Genomic DNA, 23294 nt, shown 5'->3' with positions numbered 1-23294 from the left:
AGTGAATAAATCTGCCTCCAAAATTGATTGGCTCAAAAATATTAGAGCGTTAAATGCCGTTACTTGATAACATGACTTGCTTAATAACTATAAATACGAAAGGAAGCTCCCTCATGTTGAAACAAGCTCTGGCAGTAGTTGGTTTATCGCTGTCTTTCTTCTCGCACTCTGAACAGATAATCCAGAATGGGTTTACGCTTGAGCTGGAAGAGTCCGGATACGCGAGAAATAGAACAGTATTAAACGCATATGGTGTTCTTATAGAAGATAGATACTACGACATGTCATTCAATAACTCTTTTGGGAACCCTCTACTATTCTCTGGCGATAAATTGCTGGCAGAACAAGCTGCGTTTAGCAGCCTAAGGGTGATAGGAAGTATAACTGATTCCCATAGTGGCTGGAGAGTTATGTACAGCGAAGCTGATTATTTTCAGTACGGCTGTGCTGCTGGTTGCTTTTATATGTACGATAGTGCAATAGAGGGCGAGACCTACTCAGGAGGTATTACTGTTCAATTTCGCGTATCTGAAATACCAATCCCAGCCGCAGCATGGTTATTCGGCTCAGCGTTGATTGGGTTAGTTGGAATTAAGCGCAGGAAATAATTGTCTAAAAGTTCTATCTCAATGCAACTTCGGCAGCCGTTTTTAATTATTCTAATGTCAGCTATTGGCACACAACTACCCCTAAGCCTCGATTAACCTCGGGGCTTTTTTATGTCTGCTATCTGGAGGAAAGCTGTCCCTTTGATTTACGTGCAACGGAAAGAGAGGTCGTGACAGCTGTTGACCCAAAACGGACGCTATTGGAGCTATCAGTTTTAACAATTCACCAAGGTCTATTCTCTTTTTCCAGCTTCCACTCTAGTACTTTCAGGTAATACCTTCGAATGAAGACTATCAATATAATAACCTTACTCTATTAATTGTTATATGTGATATTTTATGGTCTCAGCATTCGAGAAAGACACTCCTAAAGCTTGGCTGGAAGAAGTGGAAAACTGGTTGGGCAGAAACAGGAAAGTACAACCTAAATCTTTGAACGATTTCAATTACTCCCCTGAAATCAATATGGATAACTTTGGTGCCAACAGAATTCCTCCTTCACTTTTTAAAATAGGTACTCTCCAACGCCTTTCTATCAAAAGAAACAAGCTAAAAAAAGTACCAACAGAAATTTCGTTGTCAAAGGAAATTATTGAACTTAACTTTGAGGGCAATAAGATAAAGACGCTTCCTGACGAGCTATGTGAGTTATCTAATCTTGAATACCTAAACCTAAATGACAATCGGTTAACTGAGCTGCCTGATGAAATAATCAATATCAGTAACTTAAAGAGAATATATCTAAAGGGAAATCCAAAGCTCAGGCTCACGGAGAAGCAAAAATCCTGGATAATTTCTCTGGATCAGTCACAAGTAATTATAGATGTTGATTTGCTAACCAGAAACGCTAGGCCTGAAAAAGAAACTGAAGAAGAGTATTTGTCCAGGCAGTGGTAGTCTGCTACTGGCACATAACAGTCTATAGGGCGGTATCCGGCCCAGCGTGCTGTTTTGGCAGCTCCTGACCCACTACAGACTTTAGTTGGTAGCCTTACATACTTACGTCTAATAGACAGGGGGTTCTAGTTTCAATAGAGTTTGTGCCAGAATAGTAAATGCCCTTAAAGGACGCACTTCTACTCCATATCCATTTAATGCTGTGAATAGTTTACTTACTCAAAACAAGTGACGAAAAACTTTACAGAACCGGTTTGACTCAGGCCATGGATTAAAGGAAAGTGCCTGAACTTAAAACAACGCAACGACTGCAAAGTAAGGACTCTCTCATGCTGAAACAAACCCTGGCCCTAGCGGGTCTCGCACTTTCCTTGTCTGCAAATTCAGCAATTGTTGACTCAGATATGGATGGCCTTTTAGATAACGATGAAATAAATATATTTGGTACAGATCCGCACAGCGCGGATACAGACGGTGGTCTGGTTATCGACGGCGGTGAAGTATCTCTTGGCACCGATCCACTTGATCCAGGTGATGAGCCAAGTAGTCAATTTTTACCTTTAAGTATTAGTATTTTAGGAGGTCCGTTTGAAATAGCTATGGGAGATTCATTAACAGTGACGGCTGAAGCATCTGGCCAACTTGGTGTGTTCACTTTTTGGGATATAGATACCAGCGACAACAATTTCTATGACGCCTACACACTGACAACGACAGTTGACTGGGAATCATTAGCACCTTTCCTAGTCAATACAGGTGATACTAAACAGATTCACTTTTCAGCGACCGATTTTTACGGCAATCAAGCATCCACAAGTGCAGTTGTAACACTTGTAGGCATTACCGCTCCCGAGGTCCCAATACCTGCCGCAGCGTGGCTGTTCGGTTCAGCGTTGCTTGGTTTGGCTGGAATCAAACGTAAGAAATAACCTGAAATAGATGTGATATTGGGGCTACTTCGGTAGCCTTTTTTGATTCTGATTTAGTCCATTAATGGCACACAGTTGCCGTTAAGCCTCAACTCACTTCGGGGCTTTTCTTTGTCTGTTGTTGAATGGTTAGCTGCCGTTATCTTGCGTATAAGATTGTTAGCTTCCCTTGGTGGTTCCTGGCCCGTAACTGACATTCGTTGTGGATCATCAACAACTGCATTTCAGCTGTTAATCATATATACGATTAAATTCGTTGCAGCATTAAAACCAGGCTGACATAGACGTTTGAATTTAGTCATTTTTATTGTTTTAAATTGCTTATACTGCTGCAACCGGTATTATTAATAAAAATAATAATTAATATATGGAGATAGTGAAGTGAATAGAAGCATTTTATTGTTTTACTTTGTTTTTCTTGCTTGCACCGCTGTTAACGCCACCACCACCCAGCAATTCCAAGTAACAGGTCTTTTAACCAATTCAACAGGTGATATGTCACAATTACCTGATGCTTTGCAGGGTACATTGCTTATTGATGAAAATGGCGATGGTGCTTTGAGCTTAACGATAGGGCAGCGTGCCTTCTACCCTTTTGACAGCTATATTGGCCCGGTTGACGCTTTTTCCATATTAATGAATGGTGAGAATAGTTCAGATTATTATAGTGATTATGGCGGCTATGGTGATTATTATTACGAAACCTATAATACAGTTGAAAAGCTTGCTTTTCAGACCGCCAGCACTAACGCCTCTTATTCAACGATATTTTTACCAGAACCTATTGATACTACACCGCTCGTTAGTCTGGGTGATTTAATTCTTTCAGAATACTTTTCAACGTGTTCTTATTACTATGAAACTGAAGAGCAAGCTGGCACACCTTCAATCAGTTGTGAGGAATCTGAAACATTACTGCTTGAATCAAGCGTTTTAACTATAGAGTATTTTCATGCGACCGGAGCAGATACCAGCCTTACTGACACCTATAACTTGAGTTTTACAGAAGTTGAAGTCAGTGCAGTCCCGGTTCCTGCTGCTGTGTGGCTATTTGGTTCTGCGCTTGTTAGCTTGATAGGGCTAAAACGCAATAATTAATTATCCAAGCTGATTCAAACATCAAGCTATTTCGGTAGCCTTCTTTTGATTCTACCAAGTCGGTTAGTGGCAAAAAGTTGCCTGAATGCCTGTTGCAGTCAATTCATTCATGCTTCGGCCTATAACTGCTGCCGAGATTCGATCCACTCATTAATAGCGCTTTCAAAGCAATAGGGTCAGAGTCGTAGAAGCTACCTGTTTTTAGTAAGCTGTTGCTTGGAGCGTAGTTGGTGGGTTGATTAGCTGGAAGTGCGCCGACGGGAATTCATTCGGTCCATCCTTGGGCCTCACTCTGGGGGCGACCTTCGGTCGTGTAAAATGGCTATCCTGCCATTTTATGAACCCGGCGATATACCTCAGTTCCTGTTGGCTCCACCAAAACAAAAAAGCCCCACCAATAAGCACTGGTGGGGCTTTTTTGTTTTGGTGGGCCGGCGGGAATTGAATTGAATTCTTAAGTGGTTGTAATATAAGGTTTTTATTATATATACTTATTTGGATGTTACTTCCAGTGTTACGTTAAATGAAAGTCATGAGAGCGAATTGAAGGTTGGGGCTGGTTATGAAGATCAAACGTCATACAGAGCAAATAAATATCAGGATTAGTCGCCAGCTATTGGATGATATTGAAAATTGTGCAGATAAGCTTGGTATTTCCGTATCAGAGTACATTCGAGCAAAGATGGCTGGTGTTGTGTTAAGGAGTAAGCGGCGAGATAGGACTACTTGTTGAGCTAGAGGGCTGTTGTCTATACATATGTAGTGCATTAATTTGATGGAGGTTCGATATATTGTCGGGCAAAGATGGTATCCAGTATGTTAAAGTGATGCTGACATCTTCGTATCTATTGATAGAAAATGCCCACCCCCCACCCTTTTTTAAAAAATACAGTCTTGTTGTGGATGCAAGCCATACATAAATTTATCATATCTCAAACTTTCGGTTGTTCTGGAGGTTTAAACCATAAAAATCATTATGAGGATTCGCCGGTTGATGAGAAGATGATCTGTGCGTGCAGAGGGCTTTCTTTGTAATGCTTGGCCAAGAGTGGATAAATATAACGGAATATTGAATGGATACAGAAAATAATAAAATTCTTAAAATTAGCTCTTCCTACAGTGAGTATGTTGTAAGGAGTGCATGTAGTTGGGCTTTTCCTGCACCAGAAGAGTTTCCTAGCATAAAAGTAGATATGGATTCATGGGTGCTTACCTTTGATAGGGCTTTATCCTGTGATTCAATAAACAAACTTAATAGTTATATTAATGATTATCGCTTACGAGAGATTATTGACTCTGAGACGGGCAGGGAGCGACAGAAAATAGTGAGTAGAGCACTAAGTTCTGTCTATCGCGAAAAAGATGATGATTAATCCGTTTTTTTTTAGGGATATACCCTCCACTGATAAGGTCTTTATATCTAACCTTCTGGGCGAGTGGTCAATTCTGAAGAGTAGGGAGGAGCTGTATGCGTTAGTGTCCAGCTCTCTGAAGGGTGGCCAGTTAAATGAACTTGCAGCGAAGGGTTTCTATTCCGAAAGTGATACAGAGGCTTTAAGTTTTTCTAAGGCCGCTGAGCTAAATCTCACGGCAAAGTTCTCTAAAGGTTTATTTCGACCTAGCTTGATAATGGTGGTGCCAACACTTAGGTGTGATCATGATTGTGCATACTGTCAGGTTAGCAGGGCCCCTTTATCATCTGTTGATCATGAGTTGGAGATGAAACCAGCGCAAATTGCCCAGGCTATTGATAAAATTGCGGCCCCTGCTTTTAAATTAGAAATTCAGGGGGGAGAACCTTTATTAAGGCCTCGTTTTATTATTGACTTGGTAAAAGAGTTGCGTGTTCTTAGGGGACATGGGTTTGATGTGGTTATTGCTTCTGCGCTAGGCCCTGATATGTCAGATGACTTTCTAGAGTGGATGCATACTGAAAATGTTAGCTTGTCGGTATCCTTTGATGGTATTCCTAGCGTTCATAGTAAAATAAGGAAGTCTAGGCTATTTGATTCCTTTGAAAGATTCAAACAGCAGCTTAAAAGGCTGTCAGATGCTAATCTTTCAAAGAATGTTGGTTTTGTGAGTACAATTACTCGGGAAATTATCGAATTAGGTCCAAGGAAAATTATTTCAGCATGTAGTGATCTTGGGATACGAAGAATATATTCAAGGCCAATAGCAAATTATGGTTTTGCTACGGTAACAAAAAAATTAATTGGCTACTCCCGTAAAGAATATAGCGATTTTTTAGAGGCATATATTGATGAGATCGTAAAAAGCTTTCAGCGGGGTGAGGTTTTTTTTGATGAAGGCATCGGGTTGTATCTTTCTAATCTTTACTCGCCAGAGCTTAATGTGCACGTAGATATGCAGAGCCCTTCTGGTTATGCATTAAGTGCTTGTATAGTGAATTATGATGGAAATATTTTTGGCTCTGACGAGGCCAGAATGCTATTTGAATCAACAAAAAACCCATTGCTACCATTGGCTAGAATTAGTGGTAGTGAGTTGTTGGAGAATAACATTGAAGGGCATGAGGGGTTAATCTCTAGCTCTTTTTCTGAATGTTCACCTCTCTGTGATACATGTGCTTATATGCCATTTTGTGGTTCTGACCCTGTGCATCACCTCGCGTCACAAGGTGATTTTGTTGGCCTTAAGCCAAATTCGGGTTATTGTCATCATATCACTGATATTTATGATATTTTGATAAAAAAAATTGGCAATGGAGAAATCACTAATAAAATGGTGGTGTCATGGTTGAAACGATAAGGCCTGATAAAGCGATAATTGATTCAGGAGTAATAAAGCCAGGGATTTACAGGTTTTCAGGTGGCGAAAACCCTGTTGTATCGTGTGATATATCAGAAATTGTACACGGCGGTGGAGATCGTTTTACTACAACTAGATCAGTTGGTAATTCATTCTTTTCAAGGGAGCTTTTAAGTATAGTTAATGAGGGGGATATTTTAGAAGTTAATTACAAGTCCAGCAATATAAGGGTTATTCTTTCTTCAGCGGCAAGGCAGCATACATTGTTAGTGACTGAGGACTGTAATAATAAATGTATTTTTTGTTCGCAACCGCCAAAGCCTACAGGACAATTTTATGATCAAGTCCTGCTTGCTTTATCTGCTTTTGATCAGCAGGGGATATTTGGAATTACGGGTGGCGAGCCTACCTATTTTTGGGATGACTTTGTTCTTTTTCTTAAAAATACATTTTTGTCCAACCCTGATAAAGATTATCATATACTTTCGCATGGCAGAGTTTTTTCTGATGAAAAGAAAGTAAAAGAAATACAAGGGATTGGCGCCTCAAAAAAAGTTGTATTTGGTATACCTTTGCATGGAGATTCTCCAGAGTTGCATGACAAGATTACAGGTGTTCCTGGTTCCTTCGAAGAAACCGTTAAAGGGTTGTTGAATTTGGCATTCTCAGGGTTTGAATTGGAGATACGTCTTGTTGTTAATAGATATAATTACGAGAAAATCCCATTAATAGTTGATTTAATTCGGGCTAAATTTAGAGCGGTTAATCCTGTCATAGCGTTGATGCAGCTTGAGCCGGCCGGCTGGGCTAAAAACAGATATGACGATCTATTTGTTCCGGCAGATAAGCAAAAAGAACAGTTAGATGCTGTGATCTCTAGTTGTGAACTGCATAAGACGTCATTAGCATTATTTAATTACCCTTTATGTCACCTTCCACCTATTGCTCATAAGTATGCAAATAAAAGTATTTCTGACTGGAAGAATTATTTTCCAAGTTTGTGTAACTCATGTTCTATAAAGGATGATTGCTGTGGGTTTTTTTATTCTGCTCAAGGGCGGCATTTGGATAAACCGAGACCATATTTATGAAAAAGGTAATGAAAAACTTAGCTTCTAGTATTTCTGCTGCTTTTGCTATTAGTTCTTTGGCTTCAAGTGAGGACGCTCAAACAGAAGATTATAAGGACTCCTCATTTGATGACCTGACCTTTGATTCACAAGTCAATACTGGGAAGATACCAATTTACCTTGCTGCTCATGGTAGTCATCGGTCGCATTCGTCGCATGGCTCCCACCGGTCTAGTAGTGGCGGGTCTGGTCGGCCAGCTCCGTCCCCCAGTTATACTCCAGCTCCAGCTCCGAATTATTCTCCGCCCGTAACAAGGAAAAAGGACTCTGATCCTTTGGGGCAGCAATCAAAGCCTAAGGATACCTATAAGCCAGCAGTCCCAGATGCTCCTTCGCTTGCTAATGATCCTAAAGCTAGGGCGGAGATTATAAAGAGAGTTCAATTGCAGCTCATGCTGGAGGGGGACTACGAGGGACCCATGGACGGTATTATGGGGCCTAAAACACGGGATGCTATTGATATCTATAAAATTAAGCGCGGTTTGAAGCGAGGTGGATACTTGGATAAAGATACGCTTAATGCATTCGGAATAATAGTAAAATAATGGTCGAAAAAATATTTAGGACAATAATAATACTTTTTTGCTTTTTATGGATAGCTAAAGAAGTAATTCTGCCTCTTGCTACTGCTGCCATCTATAGTAAATCTTATATGGGGCTGGTGGTGGATTGCGATATTGCTATGGAGTCGGCCTGGTATGGCGATGAAAGAGATGAGTTAGAGAGAAAAGCCCAAGAGATCCATTTGATGGATTGTCATGAGTATGACAAGGTCAGGAAGATTATGCTCTTATCTGGGCTTCCTGAAACGTATTTGTCTTGGTTGGGTTTGAAATCCCTTGAAATTTACCAGCGTCCGGCTAGTGAGTTTACGGAGTCTCATCGGTTTAGGGAGCGATAAGTGAAAGTTTCTGTTTTATGTTTGTTGATGCTTTTTATGGCGATCGATTCTTGGGGGGAGACTTCTGAGGATAGAAAGCTCGAAAAAATTATTGAAGTGTATTCTATTGAAGCTTGCGAGAAGGTTGCAGATAGAAAGTTATTTATTCTGGGAGAGAAGTTTTTTAAGTCCAAGGAGCTTTCTGGTGAAAGGGATGTGTCTTGTGAAACCTGCCATATAGAAGAGGTTGGTTTCTCTGATGGTATACCTATTGCAGTTGGTGTTGGCGGTGAGGGTGAGTCTGAAGAACGGCTATACTCTGGTGGTGGAATCTTGGTCCAGAGAAATGCTTTTAGTCTTTTTAATCGCGGTCACCCTCAATTTAAAAATTTTTTTGGGATGGAAAAATTGATTCCAATCAAGATTTTTTTTATAGCCCGTTTGGGGTGGAAATATCCTCAAAGTTTAACTCTGCACTCGCTATTGCAGCCATATTACCGATCACTGAGCGAGATGAGTTTCTTGGGAAGAGCGGTGTTTTAGAGGATAATGATTTAAGGATGGCTGTCGGTGATTCGCTTTATCAAGATAAGTATAAGGCGTTATCCAGTGCAATTTCAAATAGGGTGTGGGCAGATAAAGACTTGGTTTCATCACTTAAAAGGTTAGGGGTAGACAAGGATAGCTTTGAGTTGGCAGATATAGGAAATGCGTTAGCAGATTTTATTGCTGTAAAGTTCTCTTGTCCGCCGTCGCGCTGGCAGAGCTTCCTTAAAGGAGATAAAGGAGCGCTTTCTACAATAGAAAAAAAGGGTGCGGTAGCTTTTTTCGGTAAGGGTCGTTGTGCAGTTTGTCATACACCTCCGTTGTTTAGCGATTTCAAATTCCATAGCATTGGTGTTCCACAAGGGGATTTTGGTCCACACACAAGAACTCGAGATCTGGGGCGTGCAGGGGTTACTAATAAGGCCGATGATCTCTATCTTTTTCGAACTCCGCCGTTAATCGCTGTCAAAGATACTGCTCCATATGGACATAATGGTGTATTCTCTACCCTAGAGTCGGTTGTTGTTCATCATGTTAACCCCGTTCAGCTGTTTTTAGATAAACCTGAATTAATGGAGGGGAATGACAGATACCGTCTAGGACGTTATTTAGATGCTAGGTCTGAATTGCTAAGGGCTATAGAGGTTTTTTCAGATGATGATTTAAAGTCCATAATTAGTTTCTTGGAGGCCATATGAGGTTTTTCTCTCTATTTTTTGTTTTTTTTATGTCCTTAGATTTATCTGCTAGTGAGAAAGAAAAAATACTTCGATTGGAAGCCACAGTCGAGCAGCTTTCGATACAGTTGGCTGAAAAATCACTGGAAAATAAAAGACTAACCGCTGCATTGAAGGAGGCAATGGAATCTTCTAGAAGGGGGGAGAGAGTAACGCTGGGATGTGATCTAGACCTGTTAGCTAAAAATTACGCTTTTTACGGCCATAATTCAATCACTTCGTTTTTGAAGAAATCAGGTGAAAAGTGTACAAAAACGCAGTTAATTACTATTTCTAAGAGTTACAGCTATATGTCTCCGGATGCCCGTAGGCTTTTAGAATATTATAAATCTCTATAGAGATTTCCGATTATCGAGGCTGTAATTTTGTCCTTTCAAGGTGTATATATGAAATTTTTTGCTTTATTTTTGCTGTTTTTTTCAGTGTCATCATTTCCTTCTTCTAATGATAAAGAGGAAATCCGAAAGTTGAAAATAACAGTTGAACAGTTATCCTCTCAACTTGCCGAAAAAACTGCGGAGAATAAAAGACTATCAGCAGCTATGAAAGAAATGCTGTCTGCACAGAGAGAGGGGAAAAAGCCTGTTTCAGGTTGTGATGTTGCTCAGTATAAAAAGGGCCTGGCATTTGCTACAGGTGCTGGTGCTAAGGCGAGAGCTTCGGTGAGCTTTCTTAAGAATCATGGTCAAAGTTGCACTCAGTCACAACTGTTGGAGATACAAAAGGAAGTTAGACGATTACTTTACCCCGCAGATTCGTCTGACCTACTTAGATATTATCAACAGTAAAAGCCGCTCACTTAACGGCAGGTTTTATAGGGTTTTAACTTGATGTGGAGGCGAGTTACTCGTGTCTACCGTACTCCAAAAGCCATTCATTATTGCTTAAGCCCTGGATTCTTGTTACCTCTTTGATATTGTCTCTATTGTCTTGTGTGTTATTGTTTAGCGGTTTGTTGTTTGTGGGTGGTTTATAGCCCGTGCGGTTTGATTTCTCTCGACGCTGCATTATCTGTGTATTTGCTTTAGTCTTTTCCCCCAAAGTTTCTCCCCGGCTTTTACTCGTAAACATCGCGCTACCCACTCTGTTTTCCTCCATTATTAGCATCCGTAGTTGAGCTTCATCGATTCTTAGAGGCAGTATCTCGTTATCTTCAAAGCGAAAAATACCTGGTATATGCTCATAGATTTCACCGGTGACCAGTTTCCATTTTAGCTTTCTGGTCAACTTCCATGATTCTGAAGGCGATCTCGGCTCAGGTATGTCGAGTAAGGAGCATAATTTTCTAAATTTGCTGTGGCTCTTTGCGGTGAACTGTTTATTTGGTCGAATTTTCCCTGTTTTTTTGTAACGTATATCGCAATTGTAGCTACGATATACCGTTTCTCCGTTGCCTATTTCATCAAAACGAAGGTTTACGGTTCCCAGCTCTCTGTTAGGATGTTGTTTGGTTGAATAGTCAGTCATTCTATAGCACGGAATGTCTGTGACTTCTGCAATTTCACGGGCGAGCCTGAGCCATATTTTTTTAAGGGGCTTCCCGCTAACTTTTTCTTTGTTAGGGCTGATAATTACTATCTCCCCGTTATTGATGTAAACACTACCTCCAGCCCTATAAATTTTTTCCAATAATTTCATTTTATCAGCTCCTTCGCTTTAACATATCGTTCTGTGACCATATTTTCTATGAGTTTTTTGATGTAGTGGTCGCCTTTATTTGCTGCCATAGCAACTAGAACAGCGTTCAACTCATGCTCTAGCCAGCCCACCGATCTACTTCCTAGAGAAATCGAGGGTGGTATTAGTCCTTTTTTGATTCGATCGTGTAAGCAGGTGTTACCGATACCGAATCGATTTAATACTTCTGGGCGGCGGGATATTTTTATTTGAGTATGCGTAACCATGTTTGTGCGCTCCAATGAATATGTGTGCGCTCAGAATAGAGATAGTTATTCTCCCGGTATAACGACAGAATAAATAAATTTTTCTTTATGTTGTCGGTGTGAACTAGTGCTCGGGAAGTATTTTTTCGATATGCCGTCTGGGATTGGCGATAGGGTGATCCAGGTAGTTTTCAAACCAAAAAACTACCAATTGAGAGAATAAGGATTCTGGCTCAGGGGATGGGGTATGTTTCGGAAATAATTCGTTAAATTGATTGGCTAGTTCTGCCAAACTACGGCTGTACTTCTGTTTGGACTTGCTTGCTGGTGACATGGTTTCCAGTCGGTGAGTTGTACCTTTAAGTAACTTGTTGATCGGGTCGGTTAATATAGGATCTTTGCCGTCTGTCATGTGAGTGAAGCTTTTATCACTGTCATTTGCCCAGAAGCAGCTTTGTTTAAGTATTTCTTGTTCAAAATCAGTCATTTCTTGGCAGGCTTTAATAGCCCGATTGAGCGAACTCTCTAGAGATTGTAGGTTTTCTTTAGCTTTCTTTTGATTGGGGTTTAACTGTTCTGAGCCGTACACTTGTTGCGCTTGCGCTGCGCTAATAAGCATTTTTTCACATTTTAGTAAAAGGTCGCTTTCTAATTCCGTTTTAATTATTTGGGCTAGTGCTTTCTGTTGATTTTTATTAAGCGTTATATGCTCCAGCCACTGTGCTTTGATGTTTTTTTCTTCCATCAGTTGACCTTTCGTAGTGTTTTAGTCCCAGCAGCCAGACTCATATTGCCAGACGCTGCTTGGTCTATATGGCTGCTCCACCATTCCATCATTTTAGTTCGGCGTTGTAGGTATTCAGCTCTGTTGTATGCTGCTCGAACTTCATTGCTGTCTACGTGCGCTAATGCGGCTTCAATAACATCGGCGTCAAAGCCTTTTTCGTTTAGTGTTGTGCTGGCTACTGACCGCATTCCGTGAGCAACAAGCCGTCCTCCAAACCCCATTCGTTTTAGCGCCATGTTCGCTGTTTGTTGATGGATGTGGCTTTTGGGGTTTCTGTCGGCTGGAAAAACATGTTCGCGATGACCGCTGATGGGGCGCATGGTTTCTAATAGTGCTATTGCTTGCTGTGACAATGGAACTGTGTGTGGGCGCTTTTTTTTCATTCGCTCTGCGGGTATAAACCAAAGGGCTTTATTAAAATCAATCTCATTCCAGCAAGTGCCTGCAGCCTCTGATGGTCTGACCATTGTGTGAAGTTGCCACTCAATTAAGCAGCGTGTTGTTATTTTTATACTTCCGATTGTCAATGCTCGCATTAGCTCTGGCAGTTCATCCGGCATAAGTGCGGGCAAATTGTTTTTTTCTGGTGCTTGAAATGCGCTCTTGATACCTGCCAATGGGTTTGCGGCAATTTGTCCGGTATTGACTGCGTAGGTCATTATTTCGTTTAAACGTTGGCCTAAGCGCTTGACGGTTTCCAGGCTGCCTTTGGCGGCAAGCGGTTTTAATGTATGGATAGCATCAGGGGCAGTTAAGTTGTGGATAGGTTTTTTACCAAGTTTTGGGAAAATATGCAGCTCTAAAGAGCGCCATATATCTTCGCTATAATTGGGGGTCACTGTGGTTTTTTTCACATCAAACCATTGCTCTGCGACATGCTTCAGTGTTCTGCTGTGGGCTTCTTGCTCAGCTAGTGCTGATGCGTCCCTCTGGCTTTTGGGGTCGATTTTTTGGGTCAGTAGCTCTCTGTATTCACCTGCTAATTTTCTGGCTGCTGCCAGGCTTACAGCGGGGTAGACGCCTAAGCTTATATTGGCTCGCTTTCTAGTCTGTGGGTGGGTGTAGTTGAAAAGCCAGAGTTTGGAGCCGATGGGCTTAACTCTGAGGGCTAACCCTCCTCCATCAGCAAGGTTGTATTCCTTGTCTTTGGGCTTTGATTGCTTAACTTCGGTATTGGTTAGGGGGGTGGTAACGTTTGCCATTGTAACACTGTGTTCCGGTGGTTAGCCTGATGTTACATTCAGTGTTGCATTAAATAGCGGATGTTACAATGCCTAAGCGTATGCTGGTGGGCATAAAAAAGGCTAGAAACCTTGTGGTTACTAGCCTTTTAGGTACATTCACGAATGTTGTCGAATGTGTACTTGGTGGAGCCGGCGGGAATTGAACCCGCGTCCGTCAGTCCGCTGCTTAGCGCTCTACATGCTTAGATTCCGTCAATTAAATTTAGCCGCATTCAGCCCGACGGGCAGGACGAGTTTGGCGATCCTGATTAATGTTTAGCAGATCCACCTCAGGCGCGGTTTCACAGCGATCCAGTTCTGAGTGACGGACATTAGCGCGGTACTGGCACCTTGCTAAAGGCCGCTAGCGGACGCATCCACTAGAAGGTACAACAAAAAGCTACTTACGCAGCTAGTTGAGCACCGTAGTTGTCATCGTTGGCAACTAATAGTTTGCAGCTTTGGATTAACGTGATTGGCTACCATCACGGCATGCACACATAAGTTTTGTAACCGGCGTCGAATCCAAATCGGCCCCGAAACTTGTGAACAGGGCAATTGTACACCGGCAGCGTGGGGTTTAGGTAGAGGGTGGGGGAATTTAACCGCAATAATATACTTTAATGTACAAAGGGCGCGGGCAGCTTTGCGCTGTCCCGCACCCTCTGGCTCTCCTATGGGAGAGCGATCACGGTATCAAGTACCTCTTTAAATATGGCGTAATTTATAGAGATTTCAACTGGCTTATTAGAGGATTTATGTCTTAAAAAAAGCCTGTAAATAGATATTCATTGGAAGGCAGCCAAGGCTATTGGAGGTAGGCTTTTTCAAACACGCTAACACAGCTTTGGATATAGGCGGGTAGGTCTTGCGTATGCTGGGGGTCTTCCTGCCCCAGAGTTTTTAATGAATAGGCTTCCGCCTTGATCATATAGAGAAACTGCTGGGCGGCAAAGCCGGGGTTATCGATTTGCAGGGTGCCCATTTGGTTCTGTTCTTCAAGGTAGCACTTAAAGAGGGATGTGAGCCGTTTGGGGCCTGCTTCTACAAATAGTTTGGCGACTCGACCTTTGTCTTTTTTGGAGGCGTCGGCAATACAGACTCTGAAAATAGAGATGGCCTCTTCGCTCATTAATAGCTTAGTAAAGTGTTCCGCCAGTTCCAGCAATACATCATGTACCGGGCGGTTTTTATCAAATAATTCATCGGTAATATCGTGGATGGCCAGTTTGTACTCGATAATCGCCGAAAACAGTTCTTCTTTGCTGCCAAAGTGGCTATAGACGGTTTGTTTAGAGACCCCTGCAGCAACGGCTACCTGATCCATACTGGCACCTTCAAAGCTCCTGGTTAAGAACAGGTCGCTGGCGGCGCTCAGGATTTGCTGGCGTTTTTCTTCGCTTTTACTGCGGCGGTTAGTACTGGTCATGGTTGATCATTGATTGGCCGTGTTGGATAAAGGGGCCTATTTCACCAAAATCATACTAGACTGTCCAGTCTAGTTTTGGTATTTTGACCGACCTTTTGATCAATACTCTTTATCAGTACTCTCTATCAGTACTTCGGATGGTATCCAGTGTATAAGCTAGCCAAGCCTTTATTATTGCCCTTTATCCTCGCCGTTGTGGCGCTGCTATCCGGTTGCGAGTCCGGTGAGGTCAGCCCTGAGCCCTATTTTCATCAGGTTGTCGCTAAGCCTGCTGTTCAGGTGCCTGAATATACGATTGATCGTTATTTTGTTGGCCAGGTGCAGGCCCGCCAGCGGGCGGAGCTGGGCTTTGAAGTGGCAGGGACTATTGAGCAGGTCATGGTCGATGAGGGGGACAGGGTTAGTCAGGGTCAGGTTTTGGCGCAACTGGATAATCGCTTGCTCAATGCTGAGATCGCAGAAATTGAAGCCTCGGGGGATGATATTAATGCCCGGCTGGATTTAGCCAAGCTTAAGCTTAAGCGAGAGCGGGAGTTAAACAGCAAGGGCTATGCGGCGGAGCAGCGTATTGATGAGCTAATGGCAGAAATCGCTTCCCTCAACGCCCAGTTGATGAGCCTTAAAGCCAGGCAGGCTTCAGCAGAGACTATGTTATCGAAGCACCAGTTAGTGGCTCCCTATGCTGGGGAGATTGCTTATCGCTATAGTGATTCTGGCAGTATCGCCCAGCCCGGCCATATTATATTTAGGTTATTAGAGCAGGGTCAGGAAGAAGCGCGTGTGGGAGTACCGACTCGATTGGTCAGTGCATTGAGTGTGGGTGCCCCTGTTGTGATTCAAGTTGCCGGTAAAGATATGCAGGCGAAAGTGATGGCGATTGCTACCAATGTGGATGCTATGACGCGTACTTCCTCTGTACGCATAGCCATGCCCGCCGTGCCCGAAGCTGTTGATGGTGAAATGGTTTATTTGCATGTGCCTGAACGTATTCAGCAGCCCGGTTTTTGGTTAACCGATTCATCGCTGGCCTCTGGGGTTAGGGGGATGTGGAATGTCTATGTGCTGGTGCCACAAGCGGGCAGCGACCTCTATACCATTGAAGCCAGAAGTATTGAATTATTATATATGGCGGACGGTCGCGCTTTTGTAAAAGGCGCGATAAATCAGGGTGAGCCAGTTATTTCCGCTGGCTTGCATAGAGTGGTACCCGGTTTGTCGGTGAGGTTATCAAGCGCTAGCAGCGGTGCGCAATAATGAATGCCTTACTAAATAATCCCCGGGCCTTTGCGTTATTAATTTCGCTGATTATTGTTGCGGGTTTATCGGCCTTACATGCACTGCCCCGCGATGAAGACCCTCGTATTGCCAACCGTCATGCTTTTGCAACCACAGTTTTCCCCGGTGCCAGTGCCGAGCGGGTCGAAGCGCTGGTCACTGAGCCTTTAGAAAATGCCCTGCGGGAAATGCCCGAGGTCTTGCATATTGATTCGCGCTCCAGTGCCGGTTTTTCATCGCTGACTATAGAGCTTAAAGATGCCGTCACCATGGCACAAACAGATACGGTATGGGCTGAAGTCAGGGATAAGTTAAGACAAACTGAGCCGGCATTGCCCCGTGGCGCAGATACCCCTGTGTTAGAAGAGCGAACCGGTTATCCCTATACTTTGATTGCGGCCTTAACCTGGGAGTTTGATGGTGTTGAACCGGACATTCTATTACTGGGACGCTATGCGGAAGAATTAAAAAGTCGCTTACGGGGTTTGCCCGGTACTGACTATGTGGCTATTCAAGGCGGCCCAGAAGAAGAAGTGGTGGTTGATGTTAATGCGGCTAAAGCAGTGTTATTAGGCTTTTCTCCCCATGATATTGGTTCAGCCATTAATAAAGGCGATGCCAAAGTGACCGCCGGTGAAATTCATAACAATCGTATTCGCACTGCAGTAGAAGTGGATGGTGCGCTGGATACCCTGGATCGCATTCGCCAGGTACCGCTGCGTCAAAATGCCGATGGCAGTTCGGTGCAAATCGGCGATATTGCTAAAGTTAGTCGTCAGGCCAAAACCCCTGCAAGAGATTTGGCGATTGTAGATGGCAAGCCTGCGGTGATTGTGGGTATACGTATGCTGGCGGACCAGCGCAGCGATATCTGGTCAGCCAGTGTTGAGACTGCTTTAGAGAGTGTGCAAAGTGAACTGCCCGCCAATATAAAAATTAAAACGATTTTTGATCAAGAGCATTACACCACGTCACGGCTGGGCGAATTAACCAATAATATTATTTTAGGTTTTGTATTGATCTCCGTGGTATTGCTGTTTGCTCTGGGTTGGCGAGCCGCAGTTGTTGTTTCGGCGGCCTTGCCTCTAACCGTTTTATTTGCTTTTGCCTGTATGAATTTTATCGGTATGCCGATTCACCAGATGTCGATTACTGGTTTGATTGTGTCGCTTGGCATTATGGTCGATAACGCGATTGTGATGGTGGATACCGTCGACCGGTTTAAGCGCAGTGGCTTAAGTGGTTTGCAAGCAACGCAAAAAGCGGTCAAACATTTATGGCTGCCTTTATTGGGTTCAACCTTAACCACTATTTTAACCTTTATGCCGATTTTATTAATGCCAGGTTCTGCTGGTGAGTTTGTCGGTGGGCTTGGTTTTACGGTGTTATTTTCACTGCTTGGTTCTTATTTAATTTCCCATTTGGTGATTGCAGGTTTGTCTGGGCGCTTTCTGGCCCGCGATGATAAAGAGGGTTGGTTTTACCACGGGTTCAGATTAAAAAAATGGTCACCCGGTTTTCGCCAGTCGATTGAGTGGTGTCTTAAGCGTCCAAAGCAAGTGGTGGTGATGGTCGCAGTATTGCCTTTGCTGGGGTTTTTTCTGGGCTCTACTATTCCAGAGCAGTTTTTCCCGCCTGCCGATCGTGACATGATCAATCTTGAAGTTTATTTACCGGTAGCTTCCAGTATTGAGCAAACCCAAGAGCTGACAGAAAAATTAAGCGAAGAAATTAATCAGGTAGAAGGGGTTAAAAGCCTGCATTGGTTTATTGGCCGCAGCGCTCCTTTGTTTTATTACAATGTGATGCAAGGTAAAAATAATTCCCAGTATTTTGCTCATGCGATGTTAACCACGGAGCATTTTTCTGACGTTGATCATATTGTGCCTTATTTACAAAAGCATCTGGATGATACATTTCCTGAGGCGCAGGTTTTGATTCGTCGTCTTGAACAGGGCCCTCCATTTAATGCGCCGGTTGAAGTGCGTCTGGTGGGGCCAGATTTAGAAGTGCTTAAGCAATTAGGTGAGCAGGTTCGTTTGCAGGCGATGGGCTTGCAGGATGTTGTGCATGTGCGCACCAGTTTGTCTGAGGCGGTCCCCAAAGTCTGGTTAAATGTCGATGAGAATTTAGCGCGGGCAGGGCAGTTAGGTCTGACCGATATCTCAGAGCAATTACATGAAGCGGTGGATGGTTCCATTTCTGCATCAGTATTAGAAGATACTCAATCCTTGCCGGTACGTGTGCAGGCCCATGGTTTGCGCCAAGTAGATTTAAGTCGGGTGCACAGCTGGTTATTGTTGCCAGGGGATACTCATGAGCCCACGTCACCGATTCCTTATGCGGCCATCGGTGACGTTGAAATTCGCCCGGCGATTGGTTCTATTCCGCGCCGTGATAGCCGACGGATTAATACTGTGCAGGTGTTTATTCGTGATGGTGTGTTGCCCTCGGTGGTTCTGGCGCGGGTTAAGCAATCGTTGGATCAAAACGGTGTGAATTTACCGCAGGGGTTTTATCTGGAATTTGCTGGTGAAGATGAGCAACGTGATGATGCGGTAGGCAAACTGGTGGGTTCGCTGGGTCTTATTTTAGTGTTGCTGGTGGTGGCGGTGGTGATTTCCTTTAACTCATTTAGGTTAAGCATCACCATTTTTATTGTTGCCATTCAGGCGGCGGGCTTGGGGATATTGGCGCTATTTGGTTCCGGGGCTTCGTTTGGCTTTATGCCCATTATTGGTTTGATGGGTTTAATCGGTCTGGCAATTAATGCGGCTATTGTTATTTTGGCGGAATTAAAATCCAATCCGGCGGCGGTGGCTGGTAATACCGATGCGATAGTGACCGGGGTTATGCACTGTAGTCGGCATATTGTGGCGACCACCATTACCACGGTAATGGGCTTTTTGCCGTTAATTTTAGCGGGAGGGCAATTCTGGCCGCCTTTTGCGGTGGTGATTGCTGGCGGCACCGTGTTGACCACATTGGTCTCGTTTTACTTTGTGCCGGTTGCCTTTTTATTAATGACCAGGAAGCGCCCTTTTGAAGTATCAGAGGCTGAAGCTGCTCCTTCCTAAATGCTCACGTCATTCCCACCTGCGCGTCTTACTATCCAGAGCAAATACTTTTGTAGGGTGGATTATAATCCACCAGTTATGACGGCTCTTGGTTGGGCTTGGTGGATTATAATCCACCCTACAATGTTTGGCTGTTAGGTGAGTATTGATATCTCCAATTGGCTTAACATGTCGACGCTGTTCTATGCTTGGCCTTATTGTAGGCATTTGTTCTGGGTAACATTACGCCTGTGGTAGATAAGGCGAGTAGGGGGCGTTGAATGATGACTCGGAAGAGGGTGGTAGTGATAGTCAGCAAAACTTAATTGGGGTGACGCATAATACGTTGTTTCTGCTTATCCCAGTCCTTATTTTTTTCAGCCTGACGCTTGTCGTGCTGCTGCTTACCCTTGGCGATGCAAATTTCGGCCTTGACGAGGTGCCCCTTCCAGTAAAGCGCAGTACAGACACAAGTACGACCATCCTGCTGGGTCGCTTCCAGCAGCCTGGCTAGCTCCCTTTTGTTCAGCAGCAATTTGCGGGTACGGGTAGGGTCGGTCACATAGTGGGTTGAAACTGTTTTTAATGGATTGATATGCGCACCCAACAGAAAGGCTTCACCGTCCTTCATCAGTACATAGGTATCGGTTATCTGGATTTCACCCATGCGCAGGCTTTTGACTTCCCAGCCTTGCAGCTGAACGCCTGCCTCAAACTTTTGCTCAAGGTGATAGTCATGTCGCGCTTTTTTGTTCTGCGCGATAGTATTGCTGGATTGTTTCGGTTTCTTTTTGCCCATAGCGGCGCATTATAGCGGTTGTCACTGGTAAAGCGTAATGGTCTGGGTTAAAAAGAAGCTTCTTATTAACGAATAACTGTTTTGCATGAATAATCATTATGAATCAAGGCGCCGGGGTTGGCGTCGCAGTTGGTCATTTGTCGCCGCTACCACTGGCGCGACCATCGGTTTAGGTAATCTCTGGAAGTTTTCTTATCTGGCGGGTGAAAACGGCGGTGCCGCCTTTGTGTTGGCCTATTTGATCTGTATTGTCGTTGTGGCGATGCCGGTGATGATTGCCGAGGTGGTACTGGGCAGTCGCGGCCGCTCCAATCCGGTGAGTACTATGCGTGATGTTAGCCTGGAGGCGGGGGCCTCTTCCGCCTGGCAGGTGATTGGGTGGCTGGGCTGTATTGCCGGTTTATTAGTCTTGTCCTATTACAGTGTGATTGCCGGTTGGGGCTTTGCCTATATTGGCAAGTTACTGGGAGGGGAGTTTGTTGCCGCCAGCGCGCAATTATCCGGTGATAGCTTTAATAGTTTGTTGGCGGCCCCTGAGCTACTAGTGCAGTGGCAGGCTTTGTTTCTGCTGATTATATTGTTGGTTGTAGCGCTAGGGGTTCGGCGGGGGATTTCTGCCGCTGCCCGTCTATTGTTACCGCTGTTATTTATTATGCTGATTGCTCTGGCCATCTATAGTAGTCAGGTCGGCGATTTTAAAGCGGCGGCCGAGTTTTTATTTAAGCCGGATTTTTCTGCATTAAGCCAGGAAGCTTTGTTGGTGGCGCTGGGGCATGCTTTTTTTACCTTGAGCATTGGGGTGGGGGCGATGATGGCCTATGGCGCCTATGTGCCTGACCAGCGCTCAATTACGGGGATGGTTTCGACCGTGGTACTGATGGATACGCTGGTGTCAATACTGGCTGGTCTGGCTATTTTTCCGCTGGTTTTCAGTTTGAATATGGCGCCTGCGATGGGGCCGGGTTTGATGTTTGTGGCGATGCCTTACGGTTTTGGCAATATGATCTATGGCAATTATTTTGGGGCGCTGTTTTTTCTGATGGTCTCTTTGGCGGCAATTACCTCGGGTGTGGCCCTGCTAGAACCAGCCACGTCCTGGCTGGCACAGCAGTTTCGCTGGTGGCGCCCAGCGGCTGCCGTGGTTATGATTATTGTGGTGTGGTTGCTGGGTTTGGTGACCATCTTCTCGTTTAATATCTGGCAGCATATTGAAGTATTTGGTATGTCAGTCTTTAACTTGCTGGACTTTGTCACTGCCAATCTGTTGTTGCCGATAGGAGGCGTACTTATTGCCCTGTTTGTGGGTTGGAAAATGCGCAAAGAAGTCCTGCGTGATGAGTTGTACGTAGAAAGCCCGCAAATATTTTGGCTTTGGCGTTGGCTTTTGCGGTATATTGCCGCGCCCGGTGTATTAGTGGTGTTTTTATGGTCACTTTACCCGTGGCTTAAAACCCAGTTAGTTTAATAATGATGCCCAGCTATGACGGAAATTAACCGCAGTGCCTTATTGCCTTATGCGGCTGACAGCGTCTACACGTTGATCAACGATGTGACGGCTTACCCCCAATATATGGAGGGTTGCGTGGGCACGGAGGTATTGGCTGAGGGTGACGATGAGCAGGGTGAATTTATGGAGGCCCGGTTGGACTTAGCCAAGGCGGGTTTACGTCATAGTCTGACTACCCGAAATCGTCTGCAACGCCCAACGACAGTAGAAATGACCCTGGTTGATGGCCCTTTTGATGATTTTGCTGGAATTTGGACAGTTCAGCCATTGAGTGATTCTGCCTGCAAGGTAAGCTTGCAGCTGAGATTTACCATTAGCAATAGATTATTAAGCATGGCGGTTAAAACTCTGTTTAACCCCATGGCCGATGATTTGGTGGATGCCCTGGTTAAAAGGGCCCACGCTGTGCATCAAAGTGAGTAATGAGTTAACCCCTTATGAGTAATGGCATGATTAAAGTTGAGGTGACCTACGCCTTGCCCCATAAGCAGCAAATTATTGCTGTTGAAGTCGCCGAAGGTACTACGGTGTTTGCAGCGGCAGAGCAATCCGGTATTGTCGGCCAATTCCCCGAACTGGATTTGGCTTCTGCCAAAATGGGGGTGTTTGGTAAAGCGGTACCCAAACCACAGCAAGAAGTGGTTAAAGAGGGCGATCGAGTAGAGATTTATCGGCCCTTGATTGCGGACCCGAAAGAGGTGCGTAAAGCTCGCGCAGCCAAAGTGAAGGCTGAGAAAGCAGCGGCTAAAGACGCTTAAACTGATTTAAACTTAGCTGTCTTTGACCGTCTGGTCGGCTGCTGCTTCGGTTTCAGCAGATTGTTCCGCTTGCTCGGTAATAGCAGTGGGGATAAAGTCGCCGGTAAAGTAGTCCAGGCTATCGGCCTTAAAGAAAATGGTCATACGGTATTCTTTGCGGACTTCATCACCTCGGCGGATACTGTAGACATAGTCCCAGCGCTCGGCATTGAAGGAATCTCGAATCAGCGGGGTGCCCATAATATATTCCACTTGGTCTTTAGACATACCGGGTTTAAGCTGGTCGACCATTTCCTGGGTGATCACATTGCCCTGCTCTACGGTAATTTTGTATACCCCTGGAAATTGTAGGGTACTACAGGCTCCAAGCAGGCTGCTGATGGCTAGCAGGGCGATAATAGTAATAAATTTTGGCATTTGGCTTTCACTCTAATACTGTGACGTGGATAATACCCCAAACTATTCTTTAACGCTAAGGCGACCTTCAATATGACAGTGGAAAATCAAGAACTACGCAAAGCCGGCCTGAAAGTGACTTTGCCGCGGGTAAAGATTTTGCAGCTTATGGAGCAGGCAGAAGAAGATAATCACCACCTTAGTGCTGAAGATGTCTATAAGTCCCTGCTGGAGTCGGGCGAGGATGTTGGCCTGGCAACCGTTTACAGGGTACTGACCCAGTTTGAAACCGCAGGTCTTGTGGTTAGGCATAATTTTGAAGGAGGTCATTCGGTCTTTGAGATGGCCAAGGGTGAGCACCATGACCATATGGTCTGCCTGGAAAGCAATCAAGTGATCGAGTTTGTTGACGATGTGATTGAGCAGCGCCAGCATGAGTTAGCGGAAGAACATGGCTTTGAGATTGTTGACCACAGCCTGGTGCTCTACGTAAAACCCAAAAAATAACCGGCCCCAAACTCCTCTGCCATTCCCTTGCATACAGGTCGCTGTCAGGATAACTACCTAAAATAAGGCCCACGTAT

27 protein-coding genes and 1 other RNA gene are annotated in these 23294 nt (G+C 44.3%); 20 read left to right on the top strand and 8 right to left on the bottom strand.

Annotation, left to right across the window (positions count from 1 at the left end; translation table 11 throughout):
* Nucleotides 1–113 precede the first annotated feature (113 nt).
* The 14 genes from BST96_RS03840 to BST96_RS03780 all read left to right on the top strand — a co-directional run bounded on the left by BST96_RS03840 (nucleotide 114) and on the right by BST96_RS03780 (nucleotide 10385).
* The gene (locus BST96_RS03840; protein ID WP_085757424.1) at nucleotides 114–608 is read left to right on the top strand and encodes a VPLPA-CTERM sorting domain-containing protein; all 495 of its coding nucleotides are present in this window, start codon (nucleotides 114–116) and stop codon (nucleotides 606–608) included.
* Between the two features lie 339 nt (nucleotides 609–947).
* Nucleotides 948–1505 carry a leucine-rich repeat domain-containing protein gene (locus tag BST96_RS03835; RefSeq protein ID WP_085757423.1) on the top strand — a complete coding sequence of 186 codons (558 nt, stop codon included), beginning with the start codon at nucleotides 948–950 and terminating at the stop codon, nucleotides 1503–1505.
* 329 nt (nucleotides 1506–1834) lie between these two features.
* Nucleotides 1835–2434, top strand: coding sequence for a VPLPA-CTERM sorting domain-containing protein (locus BST96_RS03830; RefSeq protein ID WP_085757422.1), 600 nt, complete (start codon nucleotides 1835–1837; stop codon nucleotides 2432–2434).
* 381 nt (nucleotides 2435–2815) lie between these two features.
* Nucleotides 2816–3532, top strand: coding sequence for a hypothetical protein (locus BST96_RS03825; RefSeq protein WP_085757421.1), 717 nt, complete (start codon nucleotides 2816–2818; stop codon nucleotides 3530–3532).
* A 562-nt stretch (nucleotides 3533–4094) separates the two neighbouring features.
* Nucleotides 4095–4265 (top strand): plasmid mobilization protein, encoded by a 171-nt coding sequence (locus tag BST96_RS21430; protein WP_157117844.1) that lies wholly within the window; start codon nucleotides 4095–4097, stop codon nucleotides 4263–4265.
* A gap of 340 nt (nucleotides 4266–4605) precedes the next feature.
* On the top strand, nucleotides 4606–4905 hold the full coding sequence (locus BST96_RS03820) for a hypothetical protein (RefSeq protein ID WP_085757420.1): 300 nt from the start codon (nucleotides 4606–4608) through the stop codon (nucleotides 4903–4905).
* A 103-nt stretch (nucleotides 4906–5008) separates the two neighbouring features.
* The gene (locus BST96_RS03815; RefSeq protein ID WP_169713903.1) at nucleotides 5009–6304 is read left to right on the top strand and encodes a radical SAM protein; all 1296 of its coding nucleotides are present in this window, start codon (nucleotides 5009–5011) and stop codon (nucleotides 6302–6304) included.
* The gene (gene hxsC, locus BST96_RS03810) at nucleotides 6289–7395 is read left to right on the top strand and encodes a His-Xaa-Ser system radical SAM maturase HxsC (protein ID WP_085757418.1); all 1107 of its coding nucleotides are present in this window, start codon (nucleotides 6289–6291) and stop codon (nucleotides 7393–7395) included. Before BST96_RS03815 ends, hxsC begins: the two co-directional genes overlap by 16 nt.
* Nucleotides 7392–7979, top strand: a complete 588-nt coding sequence (gene hxsA / locus BST96_RS03805; RefSeq protein ID WP_085757417.1) for a His-Xaa-Ser repeat protein HxsA — start codon at nucleotides 7392–7394, stop codon at nucleotides 7977–7979. Before hxsC ends, hxsA begins: the two co-directional genes overlap by 4 nt.
* Nucleotides 7979–8335 carry a TIGR03982 family His-Xaa-Ser system protein gene (locus tag BST96_RS03800; protein WP_085757416.1) on the top strand — a complete coding sequence of 119 codons (357 nt, stop codon included), beginning with the start codon at nucleotides 7979–7981 and terminating at the stop codon, nucleotides 8333–8335. The genes hxsA and BST96_RS03800 overlap by 1 nt, the downstream gene beginning before the upstream one ends.
* Entirely contained in the window at nucleotides 8336–8857 is a 522-nt protein-coding gene (locus BST96_RS03795; protein WP_085757415.1) for a cytochrome c peroxidase, read from the top strand.
* Between the two features lie 17 nt (nucleotides 8858–8874).
* A complete protein-coding gene (locus BST96_RS03790) occupies nucleotides 8875–9558 on the top strand; it encodes a hypothetical protein (protein WP_085757414.1) in 684 nt (227 codons plus the stop codon).
* Nucleotides 9559–9587: 29 nt separating this feature from the next.
* The gene (locus tag BST96_RS03785) at nucleotides 9588–9935 is read left to right on the top strand and encodes a hypothetical protein (protein WP_157117843.1); all 348 of its coding nucleotides are present in this window, start codon (nucleotides 9588–9590) and stop codon (nucleotides 9933–9935) included.
* Between the two features lie 48 nt (nucleotides 9936–9983).
* On the top strand, nucleotides 9984–10385 hold the full coding sequence (locus BST96_RS03780; RefSeq protein WP_085757412.1) for a hypothetical protein: 402 nt from the start codon (nucleotides 9984–9986) through the stop codon (nucleotides 10383–10385).
* Nucleotides 10386–10440: 55 nt separating this feature from the next.
* Here the strand turns inward: BST96_RS03780 and BST96_RS03775 are convergent, their stop codons facing one another.
* The 6 genes from BST96_RS03775 to BST96_RS03750 form a co-directional block, all read right to left on the bottom strand.
* Nucleotides 10441–11235 (bottom strand): hypothetical protein, encoded by a 795-nt coding sequence (locus BST96_RS03775; RefSeq protein WP_085757411.1) that lies wholly within the window; start codon nucleotides 11233–11235, stop codon nucleotides 10441–10443.
* Complete coding sequence (locus BST96_RS21425) at nucleotides 11232–11501, bottom strand: helix-turn-helix transcriptional regulator (protein WP_085757410.1); 270 nt, start codon at nucleotides 11499–11501, stop codon at nucleotides 11232–11234. Before BST96_RS21425 ends, BST96_RS03775 begins: the two co-directional genes overlap by 4 nt.
* A 103-nt stretch (nucleotides 11502–11604) precedes the next feature.
* Nucleotides 11605–12225, bottom strand: a complete 621-nt coding sequence (locus BST96_RS03765) for a hypothetical protein (RefSeq protein WP_085757409.1) — start codon at nucleotides 12223–12225, stop codon at nucleotides 11605–11607.
* Complete coding sequence (locus BST96_RS03760; RefSeq protein ID WP_085757408.1) at nucleotides 12225–13469, bottom strand: integrase domain-containing protein; 1245 nt, start codon at nucleotides 13467–13469, stop codon at nucleotides 12225–12227. The genes BST96_RS03765 and BST96_RS03760 overlap by 1 nt, the downstream gene beginning before the upstream one ends.
* A gap of 163 nt (nucleotides 13470–13632) precedes the next feature.
* Nucleotides 13633–14028: a transfer-messenger RNA gene (gene ssrA, locus BST96_RS03755) on the bottom strand.
* Between the two features lie 270 nt (nucleotides 14029–14298).
* Nucleotides 14299–14919: a TetR/AcrR family transcriptional regulator gene (locus BST96_RS03750; protein WP_085757407.1), complete on the bottom strand. Its 621-nt coding sequence runs from the start codon at nucleotides 14917–14919 to the stop codon at nucleotides 14299–14301.
* A 147-nt stretch (nucleotides 14920–15066) separates the two neighbouring features.
* On the opposite strand from BST96_RS03750, the gene BST96_RS03745 reads away from it, so the two are divergent.
* Nucleotides 15067–16173, top strand: coding sequence for an efflux RND transporter periplasmic adaptor subunit (locus BST96_RS03745; protein WP_169713901.1), 1107 nt, complete (start codon nucleotides 15067–15069; stop codon nucleotides 16171–16173).
* On the top strand, nucleotides 16173–19271 hold the full coding sequence (locus BST96_RS03740; protein WP_240554888.1) for an efflux RND transporter permease subunit: 3099 nt from the start codon (nucleotides 16173–16175) through the stop codon (nucleotides 19269–19271). Before BST96_RS03745 ends, BST96_RS03740 begins: the two co-directional genes overlap by 1 nt.
* 301 nt (nucleotides 19272–19572) lie before the next feature.
* On the opposite strand, the gene smpB is transcribed toward BST96_RS03740, so the two are convergent.
* Entirely contained in the window at nucleotides 19573–20049 is a 477-nt protein-coding gene (gene smpB, locus BST96_RS03735; RefSeq protein WP_085757404.1) for an SsrA-binding protein SmpB, read from the bottom strand.
* 85 nt (nucleotides 20050–20134) lie between these two features.
* Between smpB and BST96_RS03730 the strand changes: the two genes are divergently transcribed.
* Genes BST96_RS03730 through BST96_RS03720 form a run of 3 tightly spaced genes read left to right on the top strand, consistent with a single transcriptional unit; the run spans nucleotide 20135 to nucleotide 22314 of the window.
* Nucleotides 20135–21514, top strand: coding sequence for a sodium-dependent transporter (locus BST96_RS03730; RefSeq protein WP_085757403.1), 1380 nt, complete (start codon nucleotides 20135–20137; stop codon nucleotides 21512–21514).
* A gap of 15 nt (nucleotides 21515–21529) precedes the next feature.
* On the top strand, nucleotides 21530–21979 hold the full coding sequence (locus BST96_RS03725) for a type II toxin-antitoxin system RatA family toxin (RefSeq protein WP_085757402.1): 450 nt from the start codon (nucleotides 21530–21532) through the stop codon (nucleotides 21977–21979).
* Between the two features lie 26 nt (nucleotides 21980–22005).
* Nucleotides 22006–22314, top strand: a complete 309-nt coding sequence (locus BST96_RS03720) for an RnfH family protein (RefSeq protein ID WP_240554887.1) — start codon at nucleotides 22006–22008, stop codon at nucleotides 22312–22314.
* Between the two features lie 12 nt (nucleotides 22315–22326).
* On the opposite strand, the gene BST96_RS03715 is transcribed toward BST96_RS03720, so the two are convergent.
* Complete coding sequence (locus tag BST96_RS03715) at nucleotides 22327–22731, bottom strand: outer membrane protein assembly factor BamE (protein WP_085757400.1); 405 nt, start codon at nucleotides 22729–22731, stop codon at nucleotides 22327–22329.
* 72 nt (nucleotides 22732–22803) lie between these two features.
* Between BST96_RS03715 and fur the strand changes: the two genes are divergently transcribed.
* A complete protein-coding gene (fur, locus tag BST96_RS03710) occupies nucleotides 22804–23217 on the top strand; it encodes a ferric iron uptake transcriptional regulator (protein WP_206045393.1) in 414 nt (137 codons plus the stop codon).
* The last annotated feature ends 77 nt before the right edge of the window (nucleotides 23218–23294 follow it).

Origin of the sequence: Oceanicoccus sagamiensis, assembly GCF_002117105.1 — a bacterium.
Lineage (GTDB): Bacteria > Pseudomonadota > Gammaproteobacteria > Pseudomonadales > Dasaniaceae > Oceanicoccus > Oceanicoccus sagamiensis.
Note: the sequence above shows the minus strand (reverse complement) of the source record. Positions and strands in the feature narration are given on the sequence as shown.